The sequence below is a fragment of the Paraburkholderia pallida genome (assembly GCF_004524855.1).
GTDB lineage: Bacteria > Pseudomonadota > Gammaproteobacteria > Burkholderiales > Burkholderiaceae > Paraburkholderia > Paraburkholderia oxyphila.
In genome coordinates this window covers 1,049,371-1,070,834 of the sequence record NZ_CP038151.1, presented here as the reverse complement: position 1 = coordinate 1,070,834, position 21,464 = coordinate 1,049,371, and the positions used below count along the sequence as shown (strand labels likewise).

The 21,464-nt window shown below is 66.1% G+C and carries 19 protein-coding genes; 7 read left to right on the top strand and 12 right to left on the bottom strand.

Features of this window, described 5'->3' with window-relative positions; translation table 11 throughout:
* Positions 1-135 precede the first annotated feature (135 nt).
* The 6 genes from qhpG to E1956_RS39500 form a co-directional block, all read right to left on the bottom strand.
* Positions 136-1,452: a flavin-dependent monooxygenase QhpG gene (gene qhpG / locus E1956_RS39525; RefSeq protein WP_134758742.1), complete on the bottom strand. Its 1,317-nt coding sequence runs from the start codon at positions 1,450-1,452 to the stop codon at positions 136-138.
* Positions 1,449-2,162, bottom strand: coding sequence for a subtilisin-like serine protease QhpE (gene qhpE, locus E1956_RS39520; RefSeq protein WP_134758741.1), 714 nt, complete (start codon positions 2,160-2,162; stop codon positions 1,449-1,451). Before qhpE ends, qhpG begins: the two co-directional genes overlap by 4 nt.
* A complete protein-coding gene (locus tag E1956_RS39515; protein WP_134759684.1) occupies positions 2,152-3,891 on the bottom strand; it encodes an ABC transporter ATP-binding protein in 1,740 nt (579 codons plus the stop codon). The genes qhpE and E1956_RS39515 overlap by 11 nt, the downstream gene beginning before the upstream one ends.
* 34 nt (positions 3,892-3,925) lie before the next feature.
* A complete protein-coding gene (locus tag E1956_RS39510) occupies positions 3,926-5,872 on the bottom strand; it encodes a sigma-54-dependent Fis family transcriptional regulator (RefSeq protein ID WP_197732990.1) in 1,947 nt (648 codons plus the stop codon).
* 314 nt (positions 5,873-6,186) lie between these two features.
* Complete coding sequence (locus E1956_RS47795; RefSeq protein WP_418789342.1) at positions 6,187-6,351, bottom strand: high-potential iron-sulfur protein; 165 nt, start codon at positions 6,349-6,351, stop codon at positions 6,187-6,189.
* A gap of 214 nt (positions 6,352-6,565) precedes the next feature.
* Positions 6,566-8,059, bottom strand: a complete 1,494-nt coding sequence (locus tag E1956_RS39500; protein ID WP_134758739.1) for an aldehyde dehydrogenase family protein — start codon at positions 8,057-8,059, stop codon at positions 6,566-6,568.
* Between the two features lie 411 nt (positions 8,060-8,470).
* Here E1956_RS39500 and peaA point away from each other — a divergent pair, with 411 nt between their 5' ends.
* The 4 genes from peaA (at position 8,471) to peaD (ending at position 13,072) form a co-directional block, all read left to right on the top strand.
* Positions 8,471-10,066, top strand: a complete 1,596-nt coding sequence (gene peaA, locus E1956_RS39495; RefSeq protein ID WP_197732989.1) for a quinohemoprotein amine dehydrogenase subunit alpha — start codon at positions 8,471-8,473, stop codon at positions 10,064-10,066.
* Between the two features lie 72 nt (positions 10,067-10,138).
* Complete coding sequence (gene peaB / locus E1956_RS39490) at positions 10,139-11,587, top strand: quinohemoprotein amine dehydrogenase maturation protein (RefSeq protein ID WP_134758738.1); 1,449 nt, start codon at positions 10,139-10,141, stop codon at positions 11,585-11,587.
* A gap of 1 nt (position 11,588) precedes the next feature.
* Positions 11,589-11,912, top strand: a complete 324-nt coding sequence (gene qhpC / locus E1956_RS39485; RefSeq protein ID WP_028221350.1) for a quinohemoprotein amine dehydrogenase subunit gamma — start codon at positions 11,589-11,591, stop codon at positions 11,910-11,912.
* Positions 11,913-11,941: 29 nt separating this feature from the next.
* Positions 11,942-13,072: a quinohemoprotein amine dehydrogenase subunit beta gene (gene peaD, locus E1956_RS39480; RefSeq protein ID WP_134758737.1), complete on the top strand. Its 1,131-nt coding sequence runs from the start codon at positions 11,942-11,944 to the stop codon at positions 13,070-13,072.
* A gap of 80 nt (positions 13,073-13,152) precedes the next feature.
* Here peaD and E1956_RS39475 read toward each other — a convergent pair whose 3' ends face one another.
* Positions 13,153-13,431: a hypothetical protein gene (locus E1956_RS39475; RefSeq protein WP_134758736.1), complete on the bottom strand. Its 279-nt coding sequence runs from the start codon at positions 13,429-13,431 to the stop codon at positions 13,153-13,155.
* A 182-nt stretch (positions 13,432-13,613) separates the two neighbouring features.
* Here E1956_RS39475 and E1956_RS39470 point away from each other — a divergent pair, with 182 nt between their 5' ends.
* Complete coding sequence (locus tag E1956_RS39470) at positions 13,614-14,252, top strand: HAD family hydrolase (RefSeq protein WP_134758735.1); 639 nt, start codon at positions 13,614-13,616, stop codon at positions 14,250-14,252.
* A 159-nt stretch (positions 14,253-14,411) separates the two neighbouring features.
* Positions 14,412-15,071, top strand: coding sequence for a DUF4410 domain-containing protein (locus E1956_RS39465; protein WP_167760271.1), 660 nt, complete (start codon positions 14,412-14,414; stop codon positions 15,069-15,071).
* Positions 15,072-15,168: 97 nt separating this feature from the next.
* Here E1956_RS39465 and E1956_RS39460 read toward each other — a convergent pair whose 3' ends face one another.
* From E1956_RS39460 to E1956_RS39445, 4 genes are all read right to left on the bottom strand, one after another.
* Positions 15,169-15,873 carry a glutathione S-transferase N-terminal domain-containing protein gene (locus tag E1956_RS39460; RefSeq protein ID WP_134758733.1) on the bottom strand — a complete coding sequence of 235 codons (705 nt, stop codon included), beginning with the start codon at positions 15,871-15,873 and terminating at the stop codon, positions 15,169-15,171.
* Positions 15,874-16,174: 301 nt separating this feature from the next.
* The gene (locus tag E1956_RS39455) at positions 16,175-17,473 is read right to left on the bottom strand and encodes a TAXI family TRAP transporter solute-binding subunit (protein ID WP_134759680.1); all 1,299 of its coding nucleotides are present in this window, start codon (positions 17,471-17,473) and stop codon (positions 16,175-16,177) included.
* A 217-nt stretch (positions 17,474-17,690) separates the two neighbouring features.
* Positions 17,691-18,404, bottom strand: coding sequence for a dienelactone hydrolase family protein (locus tag E1956_RS39450; RefSeq protein WP_134758732.1), 714 nt, complete (start codon positions 18,402-18,404; stop codon positions 17,691-17,693).
* Between the two features lie 170 nt (positions 18,405-18,574).
* Positions 18,575-18,994, bottom strand: a complete 420-nt coding sequence (locus E1956_RS39445; RefSeq protein WP_134758731.1) for a secondary thiamine-phosphate synthase enzyme YjbQ — start codon at positions 18,992-18,994, stop codon at positions 18,575-18,577.
* Between the two features lie 217 nt (positions 18,995-19,211).
* Here E1956_RS39445 and nfsB point away from each other — a divergent pair, with 217 nt between their 5' ends.
* Positions 19,212-19,865, top strand: a complete 654-nt coding sequence (gene nfsB / locus E1956_RS39440) for an oxygen-insensitive NAD(P)H nitroreductase (protein WP_134758730.1) — start codon at positions 19,212-19,214, stop codon at positions 19,863-19,865.
* A gap of 79 nt (positions 19,866-19,944) precedes the next feature.
* Here the strand turns inward: nfsB and E1956_RS39435 are convergent, their stop codons facing one another.
* The gene (locus E1956_RS39435; protein ID WP_335930025.1) at positions 19,945-21,405 is read right to left on the bottom strand and encodes a BamA/TamA family outer membrane protein; all 1,461 of its coding nucleotides are present in this window, start codon (positions 21,403-21,405) and stop codon (positions 19,945-19,947) included.
* Positions 21,406-21,464: the final 59 nt, after the last annotated feature.

Here is a 21,464-nt window from a genome sequence, read left to right as displayed (position 1 = left end):
CTACTTTTCTTTGCGGCTGCAAAGAAAAGTAGGTGCCGCCCCGCACAGGGGCAACGCCTGCGGCCCGCCGCGAAAACAAGTTAAGTCACAACCCAAAAACAACCGAAAACAAAAACCAGCAGTCGCAAGACGCACTCAAACAAACGCATGCGGATATCCTTGCGCCACGAGCCACTGCCGAATCATACGAGCAGTATCAGCATCAAGCGACTTGAGCGTCTCTACCGCACTCTCATGCTTGAGCTTCTCGACGATGGGCGCAAGCGGCACCCCTTGCAGATGCCAGACGCCCAGCGGCTGATCCGGACTAACAACAACATCGGCCTCGCCGATCACATCACCATCGATCACCGGCGCACGAGCAATCGTAAGCTGCCCGAAATCGGGCACCTGATGAGTGGGCACATCATCGGGCCAATTGCTGCGAGCCTGCCAAAACGGCGCCTCCCCAAAGCGCCGCTCAAGCGCATAGAAATCGCGCCCCGTGCGCGCAAAGCGCAGAAACAGATGCTCGATACGCTGCTGATGAAACCGCAGCGCCAACTCGGCGCGCTCGGGCCGGCTGATGAGCGTATGAATCACGGCGGGCGCCTGCAACGCCGACGAGAGCGACTGAAAGATGCCATTACCCGAGAGCGGATCGACGGCCATCGCCGCGTCGCCCACGCGCAGCCAGTTGCGCCCACCGGTGCGCCCGCACAGCGTGGCCGTGCTGCTGCGCGCATAGAGCCGTGCCTGCGCGCCGGTCTCGCCGGCAAAGAACGCGCTCGCGAGCGGCGAATGCCGCATGCGCGCGCAGAACGCGAGCAGCTCGTCGCGCTGCGGCAGCTCCGCGCTCGCGACGTCGAGCGTCATCTGCCAGTAGCAGCGGCCGTCGGGCAGGCGCGCCATCCAGGCCCAGCCGTCCTGCAGGCTTTCCACCGCCGAGGCGGCAGCGGCCGGCGCACCTTGCCAGACGTTCAGGAGGCTCAGCGTTTGCGGGCCGCGCGTGGCGTCGCGCATGAGCGGCGCGAGCCGCCCACGCGCTTCCACGAGAAAGTCGGCATTCAGCGAGAGCGGTCCATCAGTGGTCTCGATCATCAGGTCATGCGTCTGCGGCGTCGATTGCACCGAACGCACCATCGCCTCGACCACTTCGACGCCCGCTTCCCGCAAGTCTTCGCGCAGCGCAGCGTCGAAGGCGTGCCGGTCGACCAGAAACTCGGCATTGACCGTTTGCGTGACGCCGTTCCAGAGCGTGGTGCGCGCGCACGGTCCTTCGGCGCACACGGCGGCACGCATGAGGCCCGCGCGGCGCAGGCCCTCGAGCACGCGTAGCGACAGGCCCTCCACGGCGTCGAAGCGGCGCCGGTCGCTCACCACGGTCACCGCGTAGCCGAGCTTGGCCAGCGCGCGCGCCACGGCCGCGCCCGCGGGCCCCGCTCCGAGCACGACGATATGCGGGGCCTTCATGATGCGAGCGAGCGCCGTTCGGCGCCGATGAAAGCCGCATGCGCACGCAGATGCGCGAGCAGCGCGTCGCGGTCCGCTGCGGGATCGAGCATGAGCCGGGCCGCGAGGTGGCCGCTGAGCGCGGCCGTGGCGATGCTCGCGCCAGCGGGTGCACCGCGTTCGTTAGCCATGCCAGGCATGTGTTGAGTCTGCCCCTTCACCACCGCGCCGAAATCGGCCTGTGCCGTGTCGAGCCAGGACCACTGGTGCGCGGCGCAACGCGCGTCGCCGGTCACGCGCACGACGCCCGGGTAGCTGGCGGGAAACACGCCCGCGCCCTGTGCGGGGCTCGATGCGCAGACCACGATGCCGGCTTCCACGGCCTCTTCACACGCTTCGCGCAACGCGTTGCGATCGGCGCGCACGCCGAGGCTCAGATTGATGATGCGCACGCGCTGCGCGATCAGCCAGCGCACCGCCGAGGCGATTTGCGCGGCGCTCGTGACCGGGCGCTCGTGAAAGACTTGCGCCACGCAAAAGCGCGCGCCGGGCGCGGCGTGCAGGATGTGCGCGAGCACGGCGCTGCCGTGGCCGAGTTTGTCGGGCGTGGCGACATGCTCATGCACGCATAGATCTTCGCCAAGTGCAAAGCCTAGCGCGGCGTCCACCGACGCCGCCTGAGCGCCGCCGTATCCGCTATCCACAACGCCGACGCGCAATTCATGAGACATGGGCGGCACACTCCTCGTACGCATTGGGGCGGCGCTGCAGGCGTCCTTCGGCAAGATCGAAATGCAGATCGGCGTGCGCGAGCGTGGATGCGCGATGGCTGATGAGCACGCGCGTGCGCGCCTGAAAGAGCGCGTCGATCTGCGCGATCACCTGGCGCTCGGTGGCCTCGTCCACGGCCGAGGTTGCTTCGTCGAGCACGAGGATCGATGCGTCTTGCAGCAGTGCGCGCGCGATCGCGATGCGCTGCTTCTGACCGCCCGATAGCTGCTGCCCGCGCTCGCCGACGAGACTGTCGATGCCTTCGGGCAGCGTCGCCACGAGCTCGTCGAGCTGCGCGGCGCGTATCGCTTCCACGATCTGCGCACGGCTCGCGTGCGGTGCGCTGTAGCGCACGTTGTCGGCGAGGCTGCCGCGAAACAGCACGATGTCCTGGCTCACGACCGCAATGCGGCGGCGCAGCTCGGCGAGATCGAGCTCGCGCAGATCCACGCCGCCCAGGCGCAGTGTCCCTTGCTGCGGATCGTAGAAGCGCTGCATGAGGTCGATGAGCGTGGACTTGCCCACACCCGAGGCGCCGCTCAGCGCGACCTTGCTGCCCGCGGGGAGCACGGCCGAGACGCCGCGCAGGATGCCCTGCGTGCGCGCGTCGTGGGCGAACCAGACGTCTTCGAACGCGAGATCGCTGCCGGCCGGCGAGGGCGCGGGCTGTGCGGGCGGGGTCACCATGACGGGCTCGCGTTGCAGCTCGACCACGCGCGCGAGGCTCACGGTCATGCGTTGCAGCGCGACGTAAAGGCCGAGCAGGCTCTTCACGGGGCCGACCGCCATGCCCAGGTAGGTCGTGAACGCAATCAGCGAACCGAGCTGCCACGTGCCCTTGACGACCCAGTAGCCGCCGAGCAGGAACGCGCCCGTACGTGAAAACGAAGTGAAGAGGCCGGGCACCGACTGCGTGAAAAATTCGGTGAGCTGCAGCTTGAGCAGCCGCTCCATGTAGCGGTCGCCAAGGCCGTCGAGGCGGCGGCGCTCGGCGTCCTGCTGGCCCGATGCCTGGATGAATTTCATCGCCGGCAGCGTCTCGACGAGAAACGACGAGAGATCGGCGGCGCTCTCGCGCAGGCTGCGCGCGTCGCGCTCGACCTTGCGGCGCATATGGCGCAGCCACAAGGCCTCGAACGGAATCAGCACCGCGACCAGCAGGGACAGCTTGGCGGATAGCGTGAGCAGCAGCGCCACGGCGCCGATCAACCCGACCACGCTAGAGACGGCGGAGAAGAGCGCATCGAGCGCGAAGCGCTGGATCTCGGCGACATCGCCATCGAGCCGCGAAAGCAGGTCGCCGATGCGCCGCCTGCCGTAGAACGAGGGCGGCAGCTTTTGCAGATGCGTGTATACGGCGCCGCGCAGCGCGAACAGCACGCGCCCGGAAAGCCGCGTGTGCAGATAGCGGTTGACGCCGCCGAGCAGCGTGCCCGCGATGCCGGCGAGCACCATCGCGCCCGCGAGCGCGAGCAGCACCGGGTAATTACGGCCGATGAGGCCGCGGTCGATCATCTCCTTCGTGATCCACGGCTGCACGAGCGCGACAAAGGACGCGCCTACCGAAAGCGCTAGCAAGCCCGCAATCGCAAGCCGGTGCGGGCGCACGAAGCCGTACAGCCACGCCATCGATTCGCGCAGCCGTGCGCGGTCGTCGGTCCTGATAAAACGTAGCAGCAGGCTCAGCATGGTCAATTAGCAGGTCGAACGAATTTCAGATGCGTCATGGACGCAACCGCTTGAGCTTGCGATAGAGCGTCGCCCGGCTGATGCCGAGCGTCTGCGCGGCGGCCGCGACGTTGCCCTCGTGGCGCGCGAGGCTTTCGCGTATCAGCTCGTCCTCGTGCTTGCGGATCAGTCCGTGAGGGCCCGCGCCGGGCGTCGTGGGGCACGCGCCGTCGATGAAGCCGTCGCAGAGGTGGTCGAGGCCGAGTTCGTATTCGTCGTCGGCGCGCACGGCTAGCGCGGTGCGCAACACCATTTCGAGCTGGCGGATATTGCCGGGCCACGCGTGCGTGCGGAACACGTCGGCCAGCTCGGCGCTGATGCCCACTTGCGAAGCGCCCAGCCGCGCCAGCAGCGACTCGACGATCAGGTCCACGTCGTCGCGCTCGCGCAGCGCGGGCAGATGCACGCTCACGCCGTGGATGCGGTAATAGAGGTCTTCGCGGAAGCTCTTTTCGCGCACCATCGTTTGCAGATTACGGTGCGTCGCGCAGATCACGGCAATGTCGATGGACTGCTCCTCGCCCGCGCCGAGCGGCGCCACCTTGCGCTCCTGGAGCACGCGCAGCAGGCGCGCCTGCAAGTGCAGCGGCATGTCGCCGATTTCGTCGAGAAAGAGCGTGCCGCCATTGGCCTGCATCAGGCGCCCGGTCATGCCGCCCTTGCGCGCGCCAGTAAACGCGCCGTCGCGATAGCCGAACAGCTCCGATTCGATGAGGCCCTCGGGTATCGAGGCGCAGTTCACGGCCACGAACGGCTTGCCCGCGCGTGCGCTGGCCTCGTGCAGGCCGCGCGCGATCACTTCCTTGCCGGTGCCGGTCTCGCCCTGCACGAGCACGGGCAAGCCATTGTTGAGGCCTTGACGCGCCATTTGCAGCGCGCGCAGCAGGCGGCTCTGGCGGCCCGCGAGCTTCACGAGGCCTTCCGTGTTTGCGGTCTGCGCGTGCGAGCGGACAGCCGCGCCTGGCACGAATGCTTGCGCGGAGCGGGCGCTGTCGACGCGCGTTGCGGCGCGGCGCGGCGCGCGCAATACGCGAAACGCGAATTCGCCCGGCAGCGCGGCCACGCGCAGCGCGCCAGCCGTATCGAGCAGCGCGGCGAACGGCAGGTCGCGCGGGCCTTCACAGCGCCGGCGCACGAGCTCGCTGCGCGACAGACGCAGCAGGTCGCAAGCCTGCGCATTGGCCGCGACGATCTCGCCGTCGTCGCGCACGGCGAGCACGCCGCTCCACGTCGAGTCGAGATACGGGCGGCGCGGATGAAACGCCAGCACGAACAGCTCGGGAAAGAACGCTTCGAACAGGCGCGTTTCGATGTGATTGGCGGCCGCGCCGATCAGCATCGAATGCGTGTCGTGCAGGATCGGCAACTGGCCGTCGCGCGTGAGGTCGAGCACGCCGATCACGTTGCCGTGCGGATCGGTAAGCGGCAGCGAGCAGCATGAAAAGCGGCTCAGGCGGCCGATGAAATGCTCGCCGCTGTCGATCGCCACGGGCCGGCCTTCGACGAGCGCCGTGCCGAGCGCATTCGTGCCGCGCAGCGACTCGGTCCAGGTCGCGCCCGGCGAGACGTCGAAGATGCCGAGGTCGGCGAGCGCGGCCGCGTCGCCTTCCACGCGCAGGATCGTTGCGTCGGCATCGGCGAGTATCACGAGGCCCTCGCGTCCGCAACGCTCTTCGAGGAAATCGAGCTCGGGCGCGGCCGCGTCGAGCAGCATGCGGTTGGCCGCGTGCAGGTCGTCGAGGTTGCCGAATTCGCGCAGGCTCACGAGCGCGTCGTCATGGCCGCGCACGCCGTGCGCGAGCGAGCGGCGCCACGAGGCGTCGATCTCGCTGCGCAGATAGCCTTCGGGCAGATGACCTTCGGCGCGCAGGCGCTCGCGGATCAGCCAGGTGGTTTGCAACCGGTCCGGAATCGCCGCGCCGGGAGGAAAGAAGTCTTGCAAGCTGTCCCCCTTTAGAGTGATCGCGGTTCGCCACTTGCATCGGTGCCGCGTGTGAAAAAAAGCCCGCCTAATCTCGCACAGATGCCGGGGCGAATCCATCCGGTGAACAACGCATATCGCGCGGCTGCATCGGGTGTTCCGTCGGGGTTTGCCCGTGTTTTGCCGCGTGATTTGCCAGCGAGCATGCGCGCTGGTTAGGGTGCGAAGGGGAGCGCCAGTGCGCTGCGATGGGTGCGCCACGCAAGATCGTTTGCTTACGTTCGGCGCGGCGCACGGGTGTCTCGCTGATGCCTCGCGCAAGGCTTCTCGCGCGGCTAGCCCGCGCGCTTGTTGTACGCGTTGCACCAGCCGGCGGCCGAAACGCGCTTGCCGCCGAAGAGCGGGCACGCGCCCGCGGCGTCGCCCGGCTTGCCCTGATAGAACGAGCAGTTGCCGCAGTCCTGGCCCGCTGCGTAGCGCGCGAACTGGGCCTTGTCCACGTGCGCGGCGTCGGCGCGTCGCTATCGGTGAGCAGGGGGGCTTCGGCGTGCGCGTTGCGCTGAAGCACGAGGGAGGCGGCCGCGCCAATCGTGGTAATCACGAATGCGCGGCGGGTGAGTGTCGTCTGATTCATGGTGCTTCGTTGTGTGGGGAGAAAACGGGGTGCGTGCCATCGCTCGCGGCGCGACGCGCGCGAGCGATGGTGCGCATTCGTCAGATGCTCATGAGCACGGACTTGATTTCGGTGTAGTGCTCGATGGCGGCGGCGCCCATTTCGCGGCCGAGGCCCGACATGCGGTAGCCGCCGAACGGCAGCGACGGATCGAGCGCGCTATGGCAGTTGACCCACACCGAGCCGGACTTGATCTTCGGGATCATGCGGTGCGCGGCCGCGAGGTTGTTGGTCCAGATGCTCGCGCCCAGACCGTAGCGCGAATCGTTGGCGAGGCGCAGCGCGTCGTCGATCGTGTCGAACGGAATCGCCACGAGCACCGGCCCGAAAATCTCCTCCTGCACGAGCGGGCCCTTCTGATCGGCATCCACGATCACGGTGGGCTTCACGAAGTAGCCCGGGCCGTACTGCTCTCCGCCGCAGGCGAGCTGGGCGCCCGCCGCGCGTCCGCGCTCGATGTAGCCCATCACGCGCTGCTGCTGCTTCTGCGAGATCAGCGGCCCCATCTCGACGCTCGGATCGAGCCCGTTGCCGAGCTTCATGCGGCTCGCGATCGAGGCAATGTCGCCGACGATGTTGTCGAAGCGCTTGCGCTGCACATACAGGCGCGAGCCCGCGCAGCACACCTGGCCCTGATTGAAGAAGATGGCCGTGGCGGCGCCCGCTGCTGCGGCGGCCGGGTCCGCATCGTCCAGCACGATGGTAGGCGACTTGCCACCCAGCTCGAGCGTGATGCGCGTCATCGACTCCATGGCCGCCTTGCCGATGAGCTTGCCCACTTCGGTCGAGCCCGTGAACGTGAGCTTGTCCACGTCCGGATGATGCGAGAGCGCGGCGCCCGCTTCGGCGCCGGTGCCCGTCACCACGTTGAAGACGCCCGGCGGGTAGCCCGCTTCGAGCGCGAGCTCCGCGAGCCGCAACGCGGAGAGCGGCGTTTCGTCGGCGGGCTTGAGTACGACCGTGCAGCCCGTGGCGAGCGCGGGGCCGAGCTTCCAGCACGCGAGCAGCAGCGGGAAATTCCACGCGACGATCGCGCCCACCACGCCTACGGCTTCGCGGCGCGTGTAGCCATGGAACTGGCCCTCGGGCATGAGCGGCATGGAGACATCGACGGTCGAGCCTTCGATCTTCGTCGCAAAGCCGGCCATGTAGCGCAGAAAGTCGATGGAGAGCTGCACGTCCATCACGCGCGCCACCTGGGCGCTCTTGCCGTTGTTCACGCACTCGAGCTCGGCCAGCATCTGTGCGTCGCGCTCGACGAGATCGGCGAGACGCCACAGCAGATTCTGGCGCTCGCGTGGGCGCATGCGGCTCCACGCGGAATCGTCGAAGGCCTGGCGTGCCGCGCGCACGGCGCGGTCCACGTCTTCCGCGCCGGACTTCGGCACGTCGGCGAGATGCGCGCCCGTGGCCGGGTTGTGCACGGGCATGTTCGCGCCGCTGGCGGCATGGACCCATGCGTCGCCGATCAGCATGGTCGGTGCGCGCTCGATGAACGCCTGGGTTTGCGGGAGTAGAGACAGCGGAGCCTGCATGAGATGATCCTCGCTCTTTGGGTTGGCTGAGAAAGAGCGCTAAGCAGCTTCCATACCAGTCGCTGCAAACCCTGTGGCGCATATCGAAGCGAAGGCCACGTTGCGCGCTACGTGTCTCATTTTGAGAATTCGCATGAGACGCGAGACGAGAATGGCACACGGCCGAATACGCAATCGATGCGCTGGCGAGCCAACCTGCGCAAACGAATTATTTTTTGCATTGGGATTTACCCGATTCCCGGGGTGCAGAAAAACCCTTGTTTCAGGGGCTCAAATCGTTCTCGCACGGCGTTTTGCGTGATTGGCACGACCCATGCTTTATCGCCACCCGAATAATCGAGCCGCCTGATGCACGAGAGATAAACAAACGGCGACGAACGGCGAAATGGAACCCGGTAAAGGAGCGAGGCCTTGTTCAAGACTTTCATTCGACGCAGTACCTTGTTGAGCATCGCGGGCTTGGCCGCACCGCTCGCGTTCGCGACAGCGGCGCATGCGCAAGCCCAGCAGCAGCACGATGCGCTCACGATCATCAGCCACACCTGCGCGGCGTGCCATACCGCCGAGTCGAAGGATTCGTGGAGCCGCATCAGCCATCAGCGCAAGACGCCCGAGGGCTGGCTCATGACGATCGCGCGCATGCAGACCATGCATGGCCTCGTGATCAGCGACGCGGACCGGCAGATCCTCGTGAAGTATCTGTCCGACCGCCAGGGCCTCGCGCCCTCGGAAACGGCCGACGCGCGCTATGCGCTCGAGCAGCGCCTGAACACGCAGGAGACCATCGGCAGCGAGGAATTCAAGCAGATGTGCGCGCGTTGCCACTCGGCGGCGCGTCCCGTATTGCAGCGGCGCCCGGTCGAGGAGTGGGACAAGCTCGTGAATTTCCACCTCGGGCAATGGCCGTCGATCGAATACTCGGCGATGGGCCGCGACCGCGAGTGGCTGCAAGTGGCGCTCAAGGACATCGCGCCGATGCTCGCGAAGCAATACCCGTATGACAGCAAGGACTGGGCGGACTGGCAAAAGAGCCGTCCGGCTGCATCGACGTTCGTGGGCAACTGGACCTTCAGCGGCCACATGCCCGGACACGGTGACGCTTACGGCGTGATGAGCGTGACCGGCGGCGCCAACGACACGTTCAAGGTCTCGCTCAAGGGCCGTTATGCCGATGGCAGCGCGCTCGACGGCAATGGCTCGGCGATGCTCTACGACGGCTACGAATGGCGCGCGAGCATCAAGGTCCAGGGCGTTGAAATGCGCCAGGTGCTGGCGGCCACGGATGGCGAGATGAAGGGCCGCATGTTCGACGATGCGCACACCGAGCGCGGTCTCGACTTCACGGCGGCGAAGGCCGGCACGGCGCGCATTCTCGCCGTGCAGCCCGAGTACATCAAGGCCGGCACGCAGGCCGAGGTGACCGTGGTGGGCACCAACCTCCAGGGCACGCCCGACTTCGGGCCTGGCGTGGCGGTGACTTCGGTGGTCTCGCGCTCGCCTCAGGCGATCCGCGTGCGCGTGAAGGCAAGCGCCGATAGCGCGGTGGGCCCGCGTGCGGTGAGCGTCGGCGGCGTGCAGCTCGCGGATTTCTCCGTCTATCGGCAGATCAAGGAAGTGAAGGTCGTGCCCGAATACGCGGTGGCGCGTATCGGCGGCAACGGCGGGTCGGTGCCGAAGGTCGAGGGCCGCTTCGACGCGCAGGCGTGGGGTGTGGACGCGGCGGGCAAGCCGTTCCGCATCGGCGTGGTGCCGGCGCAATGGTCGGTCGAGCCGTTCAACGACCAGGCGAAGGAAGACCACGACGTGAAGTTCGCGGGCGCGATGCAGGCCTCGACCGGCATCTTCACGCCCGGCGACGCAGGCCCGAATCCGGCACGCAGGATGTCCACCAACAACACCGGCAATCTCAACGTGATTGCGACCGTGACCGATGGCAGCCAGAGCGTATCGGGCAAGGCGCACATGATCGTTGGCGTGCAGCGCTGGAACAATCCGCCGATTCCCTGATGCATGACGCTCGCGAGAATCAAGGCTATTTAAAGGCCGAAGCCGGTCTGGATCGAATGCAAGGAGAGTGAGATGAGCGCCATGTTGAACCTGGTGGAACGCAACGTGCACGAGGTGCAGGTGGACCACGAGCGCCTGATGTTCCATATCCCGAGCAGCTCGCTGTTCGCCGCCGACAAGGTGACGGCGGAGATCATCGACGCGCTGCGCGAGAGCAGTTGCACGGCGGAAGAATTGTTCGCGCGGCTTGCGGGCAAGTCCGCGGCGCACGATGTGAACAAGGCGAACGAGGTGAGCGAGACGCTGCGCGAGTTGCTCGCGCTCGAAGTGGTGAGCGACGGCTCGCCGCTCTCGCCCGATATCGCGGTGAAGCGCGTGGAGCGCACGGCGATCAATACCGTCGTGCTCAATGTGAACACGGGCTGCAACCTGAGTTGTACGTACTGCTACAAGGAAGATCTCGATACGCCTTCCGCGGGGCGCCGCATGGACATGGAGACGGCCAAGGCGTCCGTGGAGATGCTGCTCAAGGAATCGCCCGACGAATCGCGCTATACCGTGGTGTTCTTCGGCGGCGAGCCGCTCAGCAACCGCAAGCTGATTGAGTGCATGGTCGAGTATTGCGAGCTGCGCTTCGGTGCGCTCGGCAAGCAGGTCGATTTCGTGATGACCACCAATGCGACGCTGCTGACCGAGGAGATCGTCGACTGGCTCGACGCGCATCGCTTCGGCCTTTCGGTGAGCATGGACGGGCCACGCTCGATTCACGATCTCAACCGGCGCACCGTGGGCGGCGCGGGCACCTATGACGTGGTCCGCCGCAAGGTGGAGATGCTGCTCAAGCGCTATCGCAGCCGGCCCGTGGGCGCGCGCGTGACGCTCACGAGCGGCGTGACCGATATCGCGGGTATCTGGGATCACCTCATCAATGAGCTGGGCTTTGCGGAGGTGGGCTTCGCGCCGGTGACGTCGGGCCAGCTAGACACCTTCAACATGCAGCCCGAAGAGCTCACGCGCGTGTTCGAGAACATGAAGGCGCTGGGCCGCCGCTATCTACAGGCGGCGCTCGAGAATCGCAACATTGGATTTTCGAACCTGCACCAGCTCATCACCGATATCCACGAAGGGCACAAGAAGTCGCTGCCTTGCGGCGCGGGCTTGAAGATGCTCGCCGTCGATCACAAGGGCGACCTGAACCTGTGCCACCGCTTCACGGGATCGACACTGCCCACCTTCGGCAACGTGCATGAGGGCGTGGACACGGAGCGGCTCACGGACTTTCTCTCCGTGCGGCTCGACCGCAGCGGCACGGGCTGCGAGAGCTGCCGTATCCGCAATCTCTGCTCGGGCGGCTGCTATCACGAGAGCTACGCGCGCTACGGCGACCCGCAGCACCCCACTTACCACTACTGCGAGCTGATGCGCGACTGGGTCGATTTCGGCATCGAAATCTATGCCCGCATCATGGCGGCGAACCCGGCGTTCATCGACAACCACATCACTCCGCGCAAGGCACACTGACATGAAACATTTGAAGCCGCTCAACAACAAGGCGAAGCAGCTCGAGCAGGCTGCGGCGGAAGACCGCCTGGAGGAAGTCGTCGCGATGACGTCGGTGGCGGGCTGCACGGCCACCACCGACCCCGGCTGGGAAGTGGACGTGTTCGGCGGCGTGGCCTCGCTGTGCCAGCCGATGGAAGCTGACCTCTACGGCTGCTCCGATCCGTGCTGGTGGCCCGCGCAGGTGCCGGACATGATGAGCACGTACCAGGACTGGAACAAGACGGCCGCCGATTCGGGCAAGGACTGGCGCCATCTCGGCAGCGTCTTCCCGAAGGATAACTAAATTATACGGTTCGATTAAAAGGACATGTCATGGCATTGAGGAAGCACACGTACCGGGCCGCGCTCGCCGCCGCGCTGGGCGCCTTCACGACGCTCTCCACGCTCGCGGTGGCGGCGCCGGACACGCCGCTCGAAAGCGGTCACGAGTATCTCGCGGTCACGAACTATCCGAACAACCTGAGCGTGATCGACACGGCAACCGAAACGGTCTACAAGACCTGCTCGCTGCCCGACGCGTACGGGCCGGGCACGATGCAGATCAGCCCGGACAAGAAGCGCGCCTATGTGCTCAACAATCACTACGGCGACCTCTACGGCATCGATCTGGACTCCTGCAAGACGGTGTTCCATGCGGCGCTCTCGCAGTCGTGGGACGAGCGCGCGCGGGCGATGTTCTCGATCGCGCTGAGCCCGGACGGCAAGGAGATCTACAGCGTCGTCAATCCGACGAAGATGAACCGTGACAGCTACGAAGTGCAGGCGCCGCGCCTCGAGGTGTGGTCGACCGACGGCGGGCTCGAAGCGAAACCGGTGCGCACGTTCCCGGCGCCGCGGCAGACCACCATGATGCAGGCCGCGGACGACGGCTCGCTTTTCATCATCGGCCCGGCGGTCTATCGCATGAACGTTCACACAGGCAAGGTCGACGTGGCCGCGCCGCTGCGCGACTGGAAACGCCCGCTGCATGGCGAGCCCGACGTGCTCTACGTGTGGCCCCAGCAGCGCCCGCAGCACACGTTCAATCTGCTCTATACGGCTGACCGCTTCCCGGATGAGAAGAAGGATCCGGAGAAGGCGCAGACGATGTACGGGTACATCGACATCGACCTCGCCACGGGCAAGACGACGCTCAAGGACTTTGCGCCGTTCACGGAGATCTATTTTTCGGGAGGCATCTCGCCGAAGGACCCCAATATCATGTACGGGGTGCTCAACCGGCTCGCGAAGTACGATGTCAAGGATGAAAAGCTGCTCAAGAGCGTGCCGCTCGATCATTCGTACTACTGTCTGACGCTCGATAAAGCGGGCAAGAAGATCTATCTGGCGGGCACGTTCAACACCGTTGCCGTGTACGACGCCGATACGCTCGAAAAGCTCAAGGACATTCCCGTGCCCGGCGGCGACATGGCGATCACGACGGCGCAGATTTTCACGCGCTGATTCGCAGACAGAGAGCAGGGAAATGGCGCGGGCGCGAAGCCCGTGCCGCAAGAACGACAAGGGGCGTCGCGGCGGCCGGCCTAGCGGTGGGTCGTGCCGCCCGTTTCATCGGCGCTTTCAAGTGCCTTGCGCTCGCGGCGCTCCTCGTTGCCGCGGCGCGCGCGCATGCGCTGGCGCGAGAGGACATGGATGACCTCGCCAGTGCTGGCATTCTCGGGAATTTCGTTGCGGATCACGTTGGCCACCATCGGCAGCCCCTGGCGCTGGCGCTGCAGCGCTCGCGCAATCGCGCCACGGCAGGCCGGTCCGTGGCAATCCCACTCGTCGCGTGTTTTTCCGCAGTAACGGCATTGTTCCATAGGCCGCAGTGTAACCGGAATCGCCAGGCGCTTTCGGGGCACGATCCCGTGCACATGCACAGTGTCGGCGCAAGCAAACCGCAAGCAACGTGCGCGCGCGGACATTGGCGCGCGAACGGCGTGTTCGCGCCAGCCGCATGGCAGTATCATCGGCTGCGGAGTTCGCGAGGCGGGAGCGGCACATGACAGCGGCGGCAGCGACGGCAGCGGCAATCGACGTGGTCCTCTTCGACATGGAGGGGGTGCTCTCCCATTACGACCGCGAGGCGCGAGCCGCGCGGCTCGCGGCCCTGACCGGCACGACGCCCGAGGCCGTGCGCGAGGCGATCTGGGGCTCGGGGCTCGAAGCGCGCGCCGACGCGGGCGAGCTCGCCCCCGAGGTCTATCTGCGCGCGCTCGGCGAGCTGCTCGGCTGCGCCATGGACCGCGAGACCTGGCTGGCGGCGCGGCACGCCTCCATCACGCCCAACGACGCGGCCATCGCACTGGCCGGGCGCACGGCGCGGCGCTGCCGGATTGCCGTGCTGACCAACAACTGCCGCCTCGTCACCGACCACCTCGACTATCTGAATCCGCCGGTCGCGGAGCTGTTCGGCGAGCGCGTCTATGCGTCCGCATCGTTTGGTGCGGTGAAGCCCGCGGCGCAGGCCTATCTCGGCTGTCTCGCGCAACTGGGCGCCGCGCCGCGCGCAACGCTCTTCATCGACGATGGCGAGGCGAACGTGCAAGGCGCGCTCGACGCCGGCCTGCACGCGTGCCGCTACGTCGATGTCGAAACGCTCGCGCAAGACCTGCAGCGTTTTGGCGTGATCGACGGCTGAAGTCATGAAGGCGCACAAAGCGGCTCGGCGGTCACCCAGCAAGAGCGCGCGGCACGCGGCGATTATGATGGGGGCGATTCGTTCAAGAGTGAGTCTGCGATGAAAGTGTGCCGGGGAATGTGTGTGTTTGCCGCGATATGCGTGGGGATGGGGCTTGGTTTGGGAGCGCCAGCGGCGTTCGCGCAGTCGGGCGCGAATGCGGTGCCGAATTCAGTTCCGAGCGCGTCCGCGACGGTGCCCGTGCAGGCGCCCGTGGTCTATGTGAGCGACTTCGAACTCGACGCGGCCAACGTCACGACCGACCAGAATCCGGTGGACAGTGCGCGGCGCTTCGCGGGTGGACTGTTGCCCAGACCGTTCGCGCACCGCGACGACCCGCAGGCGCGCGCCCGCAAGATCGTCGACCAGATGGCGGAGGCGCTGGTCGCGGACCTGCGCAAGGCGGGCTTCGATGCGCGGCGTCTGCCGGCCGGCGCTGCGCCGCCCACCCAGGGCTGGCTCGTGCGTGGTGTGTTCCTCGACGTCGACGAAGGCAATCGTCTGCGGCGCTCGATCGTGGGCTTCGGCGCGGGCGCGAGCGAGATCGACCTGGCGGTTGCCGTCGACGATCTCTCGAAGCAGGCGCCCGCGCCGATGTATCAGGAGATCGAGACGCACTCGAGCCAGAGCAAGCCGGGGGCCGCCGCTGCGATCGCGCTCAATCCCTATGTGGCCGCCGCCAAGTTCGTGGTCGCGCGCGGCGAGCAACGCATGAGCGTCCCGCGCGCGGCCGGCGAGGTCTCGAACGCCGTGGTGGCGCGTGTGAAGGCCGCCCATTGAGATGGGCTTCGAGGTGGCTGCGGCAATACCCGTCGAATATTGATCGGCCGTGGCGTGCGAGAGGCGCTGAGCGCCCTCGATACGCCGTGCGCGGGTATCAGCCGCGCGCGGGAATCTCCAGTCCGCGCTTGACGGCCGGACGCGCGAGGAAGGCGTCGAGCGCGCGCGCGACGTGACGGAAGTCGTTGAAGCCGACCAGATCGGCCGCCTCGTAGAAGCCGATCAGGTTGCGCACCCACGGGAACGTGGCGATGTCGGCAATCGTGTAGTGCTCGCCCATGATCCACTTGCGGCTCGCGAGCTGCTGGTCGAGCACGTTGAGCAGGCGCCGCGACTCGGCCACGTAGCGCTCGCGCGGGCGCTTGTCCTCGTAGTCCTTGCCGGCGAACTTGTTGAAGAAGCCCACCTGGCCGAACATCGGCCCGATGCCGCCCATCTGGAACATCAGCCACTGGATCGTCTCATAGCGCTCGCGGCCTTCGCGCGCGAGGAGCTGGCCGCTCTTGTCGCCGAGGTAGATCAGGATCGCGCCCGATTCGAAGAGCGGGAGCGGCGCGCCATCGGGTCCGTTGGGATCGATGATCGCGGGAATCTTGTTGTTGGGATTGAGCGAGAGGAATTCCGGCGACATCTGGTCGTTGGCGTCGAAGCGGACCAGATGCGGCTCATAGGGTAGCCCCGTTTCTTCGAGCATGATCGACACCTTGACGCCATTGGGCGTGGGCAGCGAATAGAGCTGGATGCGCTCGGGATGCTGCGCGGGCCATTTGCCGGAAATGGGGAAGGCGGAGAGATCGTTCATGCGAAGTCCTGTAACGGGGTACGGATAGTGCCCGGCGTGCAGGCACGGCAGGGCATGGCAAACGGCATGCCCGCCGTGCGGGCTACGCCGCGTGGGCGGCGCTCAGGCGGAACAGTGTAGTGGAAATGCGGCCGGCGCGCTGCGAGTGCCTCGGCTGCGCCAGGCGTCGTTATCGACGACCAGCGAGTGACCAGTGGGTGCTCAGCGGGTGCTCAGCGTGAATTTGCCAGGGATAGCGAAATAAAAGTCCGCGATGCGGTCAAAGTATGGATGAAAAGATCGCGCGTGCGCGGAGGTCGCTCTATTCCTGCGCCCGGTTCGCGACATGCGCGATCCGGTCCCGCACGACACCAATTGCCTGCTTGAGGGCATAGACGTCCTGAAAGTACCGATAGGGAATCCGAATCCGGCTCGCGTTGGCGTCGATGTTTTCGATCTCTTCACTCCATTGCGCAATCTGTGAGCGGGTCGGCTCGCGGTTGTTCCACACTTCGTCTTCCAGCGCCTTGATCTCGCGATACCAGACCACGAGGCGCTTTTTCATCCGCGCTTCGAGCATGCGCGGCAAGGCCTGAAGCAAGCCGAACAGGAGCGCCGCGAATGGCACGAGGATCAGCAGCCGTCGTTCAATCAGGCTCGCTAGCCAGAACGGCAAATTGCGGTACAGGAACGGCTGGCCGGATTTGAAGTAGCGCACGCTCTCGTCGGAGATCGGGAATTCTTCCGTGTTCAGGTTCGGAAACGTGCCGTGCGGTGTGAAGTAATCTTCGCCGCTGTGGACGGCGTGGGCCGCGTCGAGCAGCAAATAGATGAGCGCCGGATGCAAGGTGTCTTTCGCTACGAGCATAGCCGTTGCCGCGAGCAGCGTGACATCGGCGCGTGGCAGGTCCTCGGCGACATTCGTGGACGCGCGCGGCAAAATAATCTTTGAAAGCGCCGGGTACTTCTGCACCAGCGCATCGGCCTGCGAGAAACTCATCAGCTTCAGATTGCTGTTCAGCAGGGTCTTCTGCATCTCGGCGTCGGGCCGGCCAATGAAAAAGGCCGCGTCGATCCGGCCGCTCTCGAGCGCCTGATACGCCGCGGGGGCATCCATTTGCAGCAGTGTGGAGTTCTGGCTCGTGACGTCGCTATAGCCGAGCAAGACCTGGGCGACGTTGAGCAGGCCGCTGCCGGGCACGCCTGTGGAAATCTTCTTGCCGCGCAGTTGCGAGAGCCGGTCGACCGTGGTGTCGCCGCGATAGAACACCCAGATCGGTTCGTACGACACGGCAGCAATCGTGCGCAGATTGTCGGTGTCTTTCGGATTGGTGGTGCCGGACTGGATGAACCCGACCTGGTAGGCGCTGTTCGGGTCCCTCAGCCGCTCGTAATTCTCTATCGAACCGGAAGAACTGCGGATCACGAGTTTGATGCCCGCGCGCTTCAGGATGGGCGCGTAGCGATCCGCAAAGCCGCGATAGATCCCGTTGTCCGCGCCGCTGGTCATGACGATGGTGCGCTGGAACGCGGGTGCGACCACGATCGCTACCAACCAGGCAAACGAAGCTAACAGAATGATTGCGGCGACGATCAGGAAGCGCCGCCTCGCCCGGGTCATGGGCGCTTTCTGGCTGCGCTGCAGTGCGGGTTTGTGTTTGGGCATCGTGAGCCACTTGTCCAGATTTTGCCAAACGAAGGATCGCCGCGCGCCATGATCCGCATCTCGTGGACAGGCTTGCGATACCCGCGGATAGAGCGGCTTGGCGGCGCACGCCATGAAGGCGTGCGCCGTGTGTCATCTCAGCACGAAGGCCGGGTGTACGAGGCGGCTGCGCTCAGCGCTGCGCCCACAGCGTGCGGCCCCAGAACGTGAGCGTGCGGTCCCACGCGCGCTCCGACCAGACCGGATCGAACTGCGTGTGCGAGATGCGGCCCGGGCCCACGGCAGTCTCGTTTGCGAAAGCGTGGTAGGCGAGGTAGCGGTGAAATTCGACGTTCACGCCGCCGTCACGCAGTTTCTTTTCGAGCTCGTCGACGATCTCGCTCTTGAAGAAGGCGTCCTGCGTGCCCCAATGGCCGAGCACCGGCGCGGTGATCTTGCTCGCGTCGAGGTATTCGAGCGGCGGGAAGCCATACCACACCACGACGCCCGCGAGGCCGGGAGTCATGTTCGCGGCGAGCAGCGTGAGTGCGCCGCCCATGCAATAGCCCGTCAAGCCGACGCGGTCGGTCAGCGTCTTCAGGTAGTCGACGGCGCCGCGGATGTCCTGCGAGGCGGCGTCGCCGAAATCGAGGCCCGTCATCAGGTGATTCGCCTCTTCTTCCTCGACGGTGCTCTTGCCGCGATAGAGATCGGGCACGAGCGCGTAGTAGCCCGCTTGCGCGAGGCGCTCGGCCACGCCGCGGATCTGGTCGTTCAAGCCCCACCATTCCTGGATCACGACGATGGCGGGTGCGCCTTCGGTCTTGGCAGGTTTGGCGAGATAGCCCTCGAGCGTTTTGCCGTCGGGGCGGTTGAAGCTGATCATGGAGCCGGTGGAGTCTTTCATGGGTGTGCCTCGATGTTGCGGTTGATCGGTTGCAGCGCGCTGGTGCGGATGGGTGCGGGCTGCCGCGAAACATGCAGCCCGTAGCATAGCGCCTGCGCGGGCGCTTTGCTCGCCGGCCCGTGGCGCAATGCTTGCGTTGCGCCGGGTGGGCAACGAGCTGCGGTCCCGGTTCATTCGCCAATCAGATGCAGGACGATCTCGCGCGCCTGCGCGTGCCGGCGGTGTTCGAACAGATAGATGCCCTGCCAGGTGCCCAGCACGGGCTCGCCGCGCTCGACGGGAATCGAAAGCTGCGTGTGGGTGAGCGCGGTGCGCAGATGCGCGGGCATATCGTCGGGGCCTTCGGTGTCGTGCTCGTAGCGTTGCGGGTCTTCGGGTGCGAGTGCGTCGAAATAGCGCTCGAGGTCGCGGCGCACCGAGGGATCGGCATTCTCCTGAATCAACAGCGATGCCGAAGTGTGGCGGCAGAACAGCGTCAAGAGCCCGGTGTCGATGCCGGTTTCGCGCACGAATGCGCGCACTTGCAGCGTGAACTCGACCAGTCCGCGCGAGCGCGCATGAACGTGCAGATGATGAATGGCCTGGCGCATGGTGGGTCCTCCGGTGTCGATGTGGCTTGCCGGCCTGAACGCAGCAAACCGGGTAAGGCGCGAAGCAGGTCGGACGGCCGCGGCGCAGCCCGCTTCAACTGTGCAAGTGCACAGCCAGAGCGGATTTCGGGATAGTTCGCGTCCGCACGGCCCGCTGCACATGCTGGTAGGATACCGGCCTTGCCGCCGCCGCGGCGGCCGACACTGGAGAATGCCGTTGAACCTTACCCGCTTCGCAAAAGCCCGCCACGCCACCAAAGCTTTCGATCCCGCACGCAAGATTCCCGCCGCTGTCATCGACGAACTGAAGGAACTGATCCGCTTCAGCCCTTCTTCGGTGAACTCGCAGCCGTGGCACTTCGTGGTGGCCGAGAGCGATGCCGCCCGTGCGCGCGTTGCGAAGTCCATGCAGCCTGGCTACGCCTACAACGAGCCGAAGGTGATGCGCGCCTCGCACGTCCTCGTTCTGTGCGTACGCACCGATATGGATGAAGCCCATCTGAACGCCGTGCTCGCGCAGGAAGAGGCCGACGGCCGCTTCGCGAACGCCGAGGCCAAGGTGGGGCAGCAGAACACGCGCGCCTTCTACGTGAACCTGCATCGCGAGCGCGCCGATCTGCCCGCATGGATGGAGAAGCAGGCCTACCTCGCGCTCGGCACGCTGTTGATTGGCGCATCGACGCTCGAGATCGATGCCTGCCCGATGGAAGGCTTTGACACGAAGGCGCTCGACGAAGAACTCGGGCTCGCCGCGAAGGGCCTTACTTCGCTGGTCGTGATCGGCCTCGGCTACCGCAGCGGCGACGATTTCAACGCGAAGCTGCCGAAGTCGCGCCTGTCCACGGCGGCCGTCTTTACCGAGCTGGCGTAAGCGCCGGCGCCGCGCGCGGGGCCGCAGAGTTCGGCGCGCGTGGCATTCCGTAGCGTGGCTGCGTCGCACAGGGGCGCACTCACCGCCACGCGCTACCCACCTGAATATAGAACGCGTTCTGCCCCGGCCCGTGTGCGACGTCGACACCCATCGAAATGCCGAGCTTGCGTGCGATCAGATAGCGAAAGCCGGTGCCGAAGCCGAAGGCCGTGGGCGCGTCGCTGAACGAATGCAGGTTGCCATAGGCTTTGCCGGCGCCGCCGAAGCCCAGCAGCGCCCAGCGTGGCGTGACGTTCCAGCGTAGCTCGACTTCGCCCGTGAGCTGGTTGCGGTCCTGGTATTTTGCGTCGGAGACACCGCGCAGGCTCACATAGGGCTGCGCAAAAAACGGAATATCGCCCTGCGAAAAGCCGGAGTCCATGCGCAGGCCGAGCACCCAGCGCGGCGAGAGCGGAATCCAGTGATAGGCCTTGAGGGTCTGCATGTCGAACGCGTTCGAGCTGCCGAAGCCGCCGCGCGCGAAGTCGGCCTCGAACTCCGCGTAGGTGCCGCGGCTTGCGTAGAACATGTTGTCGCGCGTGTCGTAGTCCACCACGATGCCGCCCTTGCCCACGCGTACGTCGCGCTCGAAGTTCTGGATGCCGTTGGGTAGCACGGGGCCGAAGCGGGTCGCGGAATCGAAGAACGTATAGCGTGGGCCAACGTACCACGGGCTATTGGCAATCCTGAACAACACCTGCTGGACCACGGCCACACCGCTTAGCTGATAGGCGTTCGCATTGCCGAGCGGGCCGTAGTAGTTCAGGTGCAGATTGACCTTGCCGACGGCGCCCAGGTAGCGGATGCGGTCGTCGTCCCATGTGTGGAAGTGCAGCAAGCCCACGCCCCAGCTATGCGTGCCGGTCATGAAGCCGCCCAGGCCCGTGATGTTGGGCGGTGCCATCCTCGGGGCGGTGTCGCTGGCGGTGTCCGGCGCGGCGGCATCGCTGGCGCCCTCGGCTGGATCGGCCTGTGCGCGCTTGGGCGCCTTGAAATACAGCAGGGCGAGCCCGAGTCCGTAGCCCACGGCCGGTTCGGTGATGATGTCCGGCACCGGGAGCACGCCCTTGTGATTGAGCAACGCGTCGCTCATGTCGAAGCTGCCGTCCTGCGGGTCGCGATACTTGGCGAACCATGAAGCATCGTCTGCACCGTGCGCGGCGTGTGCCACGAGCGCGAGTGCGAGAGCTGGCGCAAGCAGGGCGGGCTTCGCGGGCCGTTTGCGTGTCATCGTTGCGACGATCTCCAGTGGCTTGCCGGTGGGTTGGCGACGCCCGCTGCGAAGGGCTGCACTACGCGACTGGATGAGCGCCGCGCGCCTCGCGGCGCACGGGCCGTTTGCTTGCTGGACAGTGTAGCTTTTGCCTTGCATGCATGCGCCGAACGCGCGCCGGTACGTGGAGAGCTTGGCGCCTTGCGCCTGTCGCTGGGCCTGCGCCTCGGCGGCGTGCTCGCGGCGTGCACGCACGCCGCACGCAACCACGCCGGCGGTTGCGCCCACCGTCGCACCGTTGCGCGGACACCGGTCTTGCGCGAGAGTCTTGCGCCCGGACGCTTGCC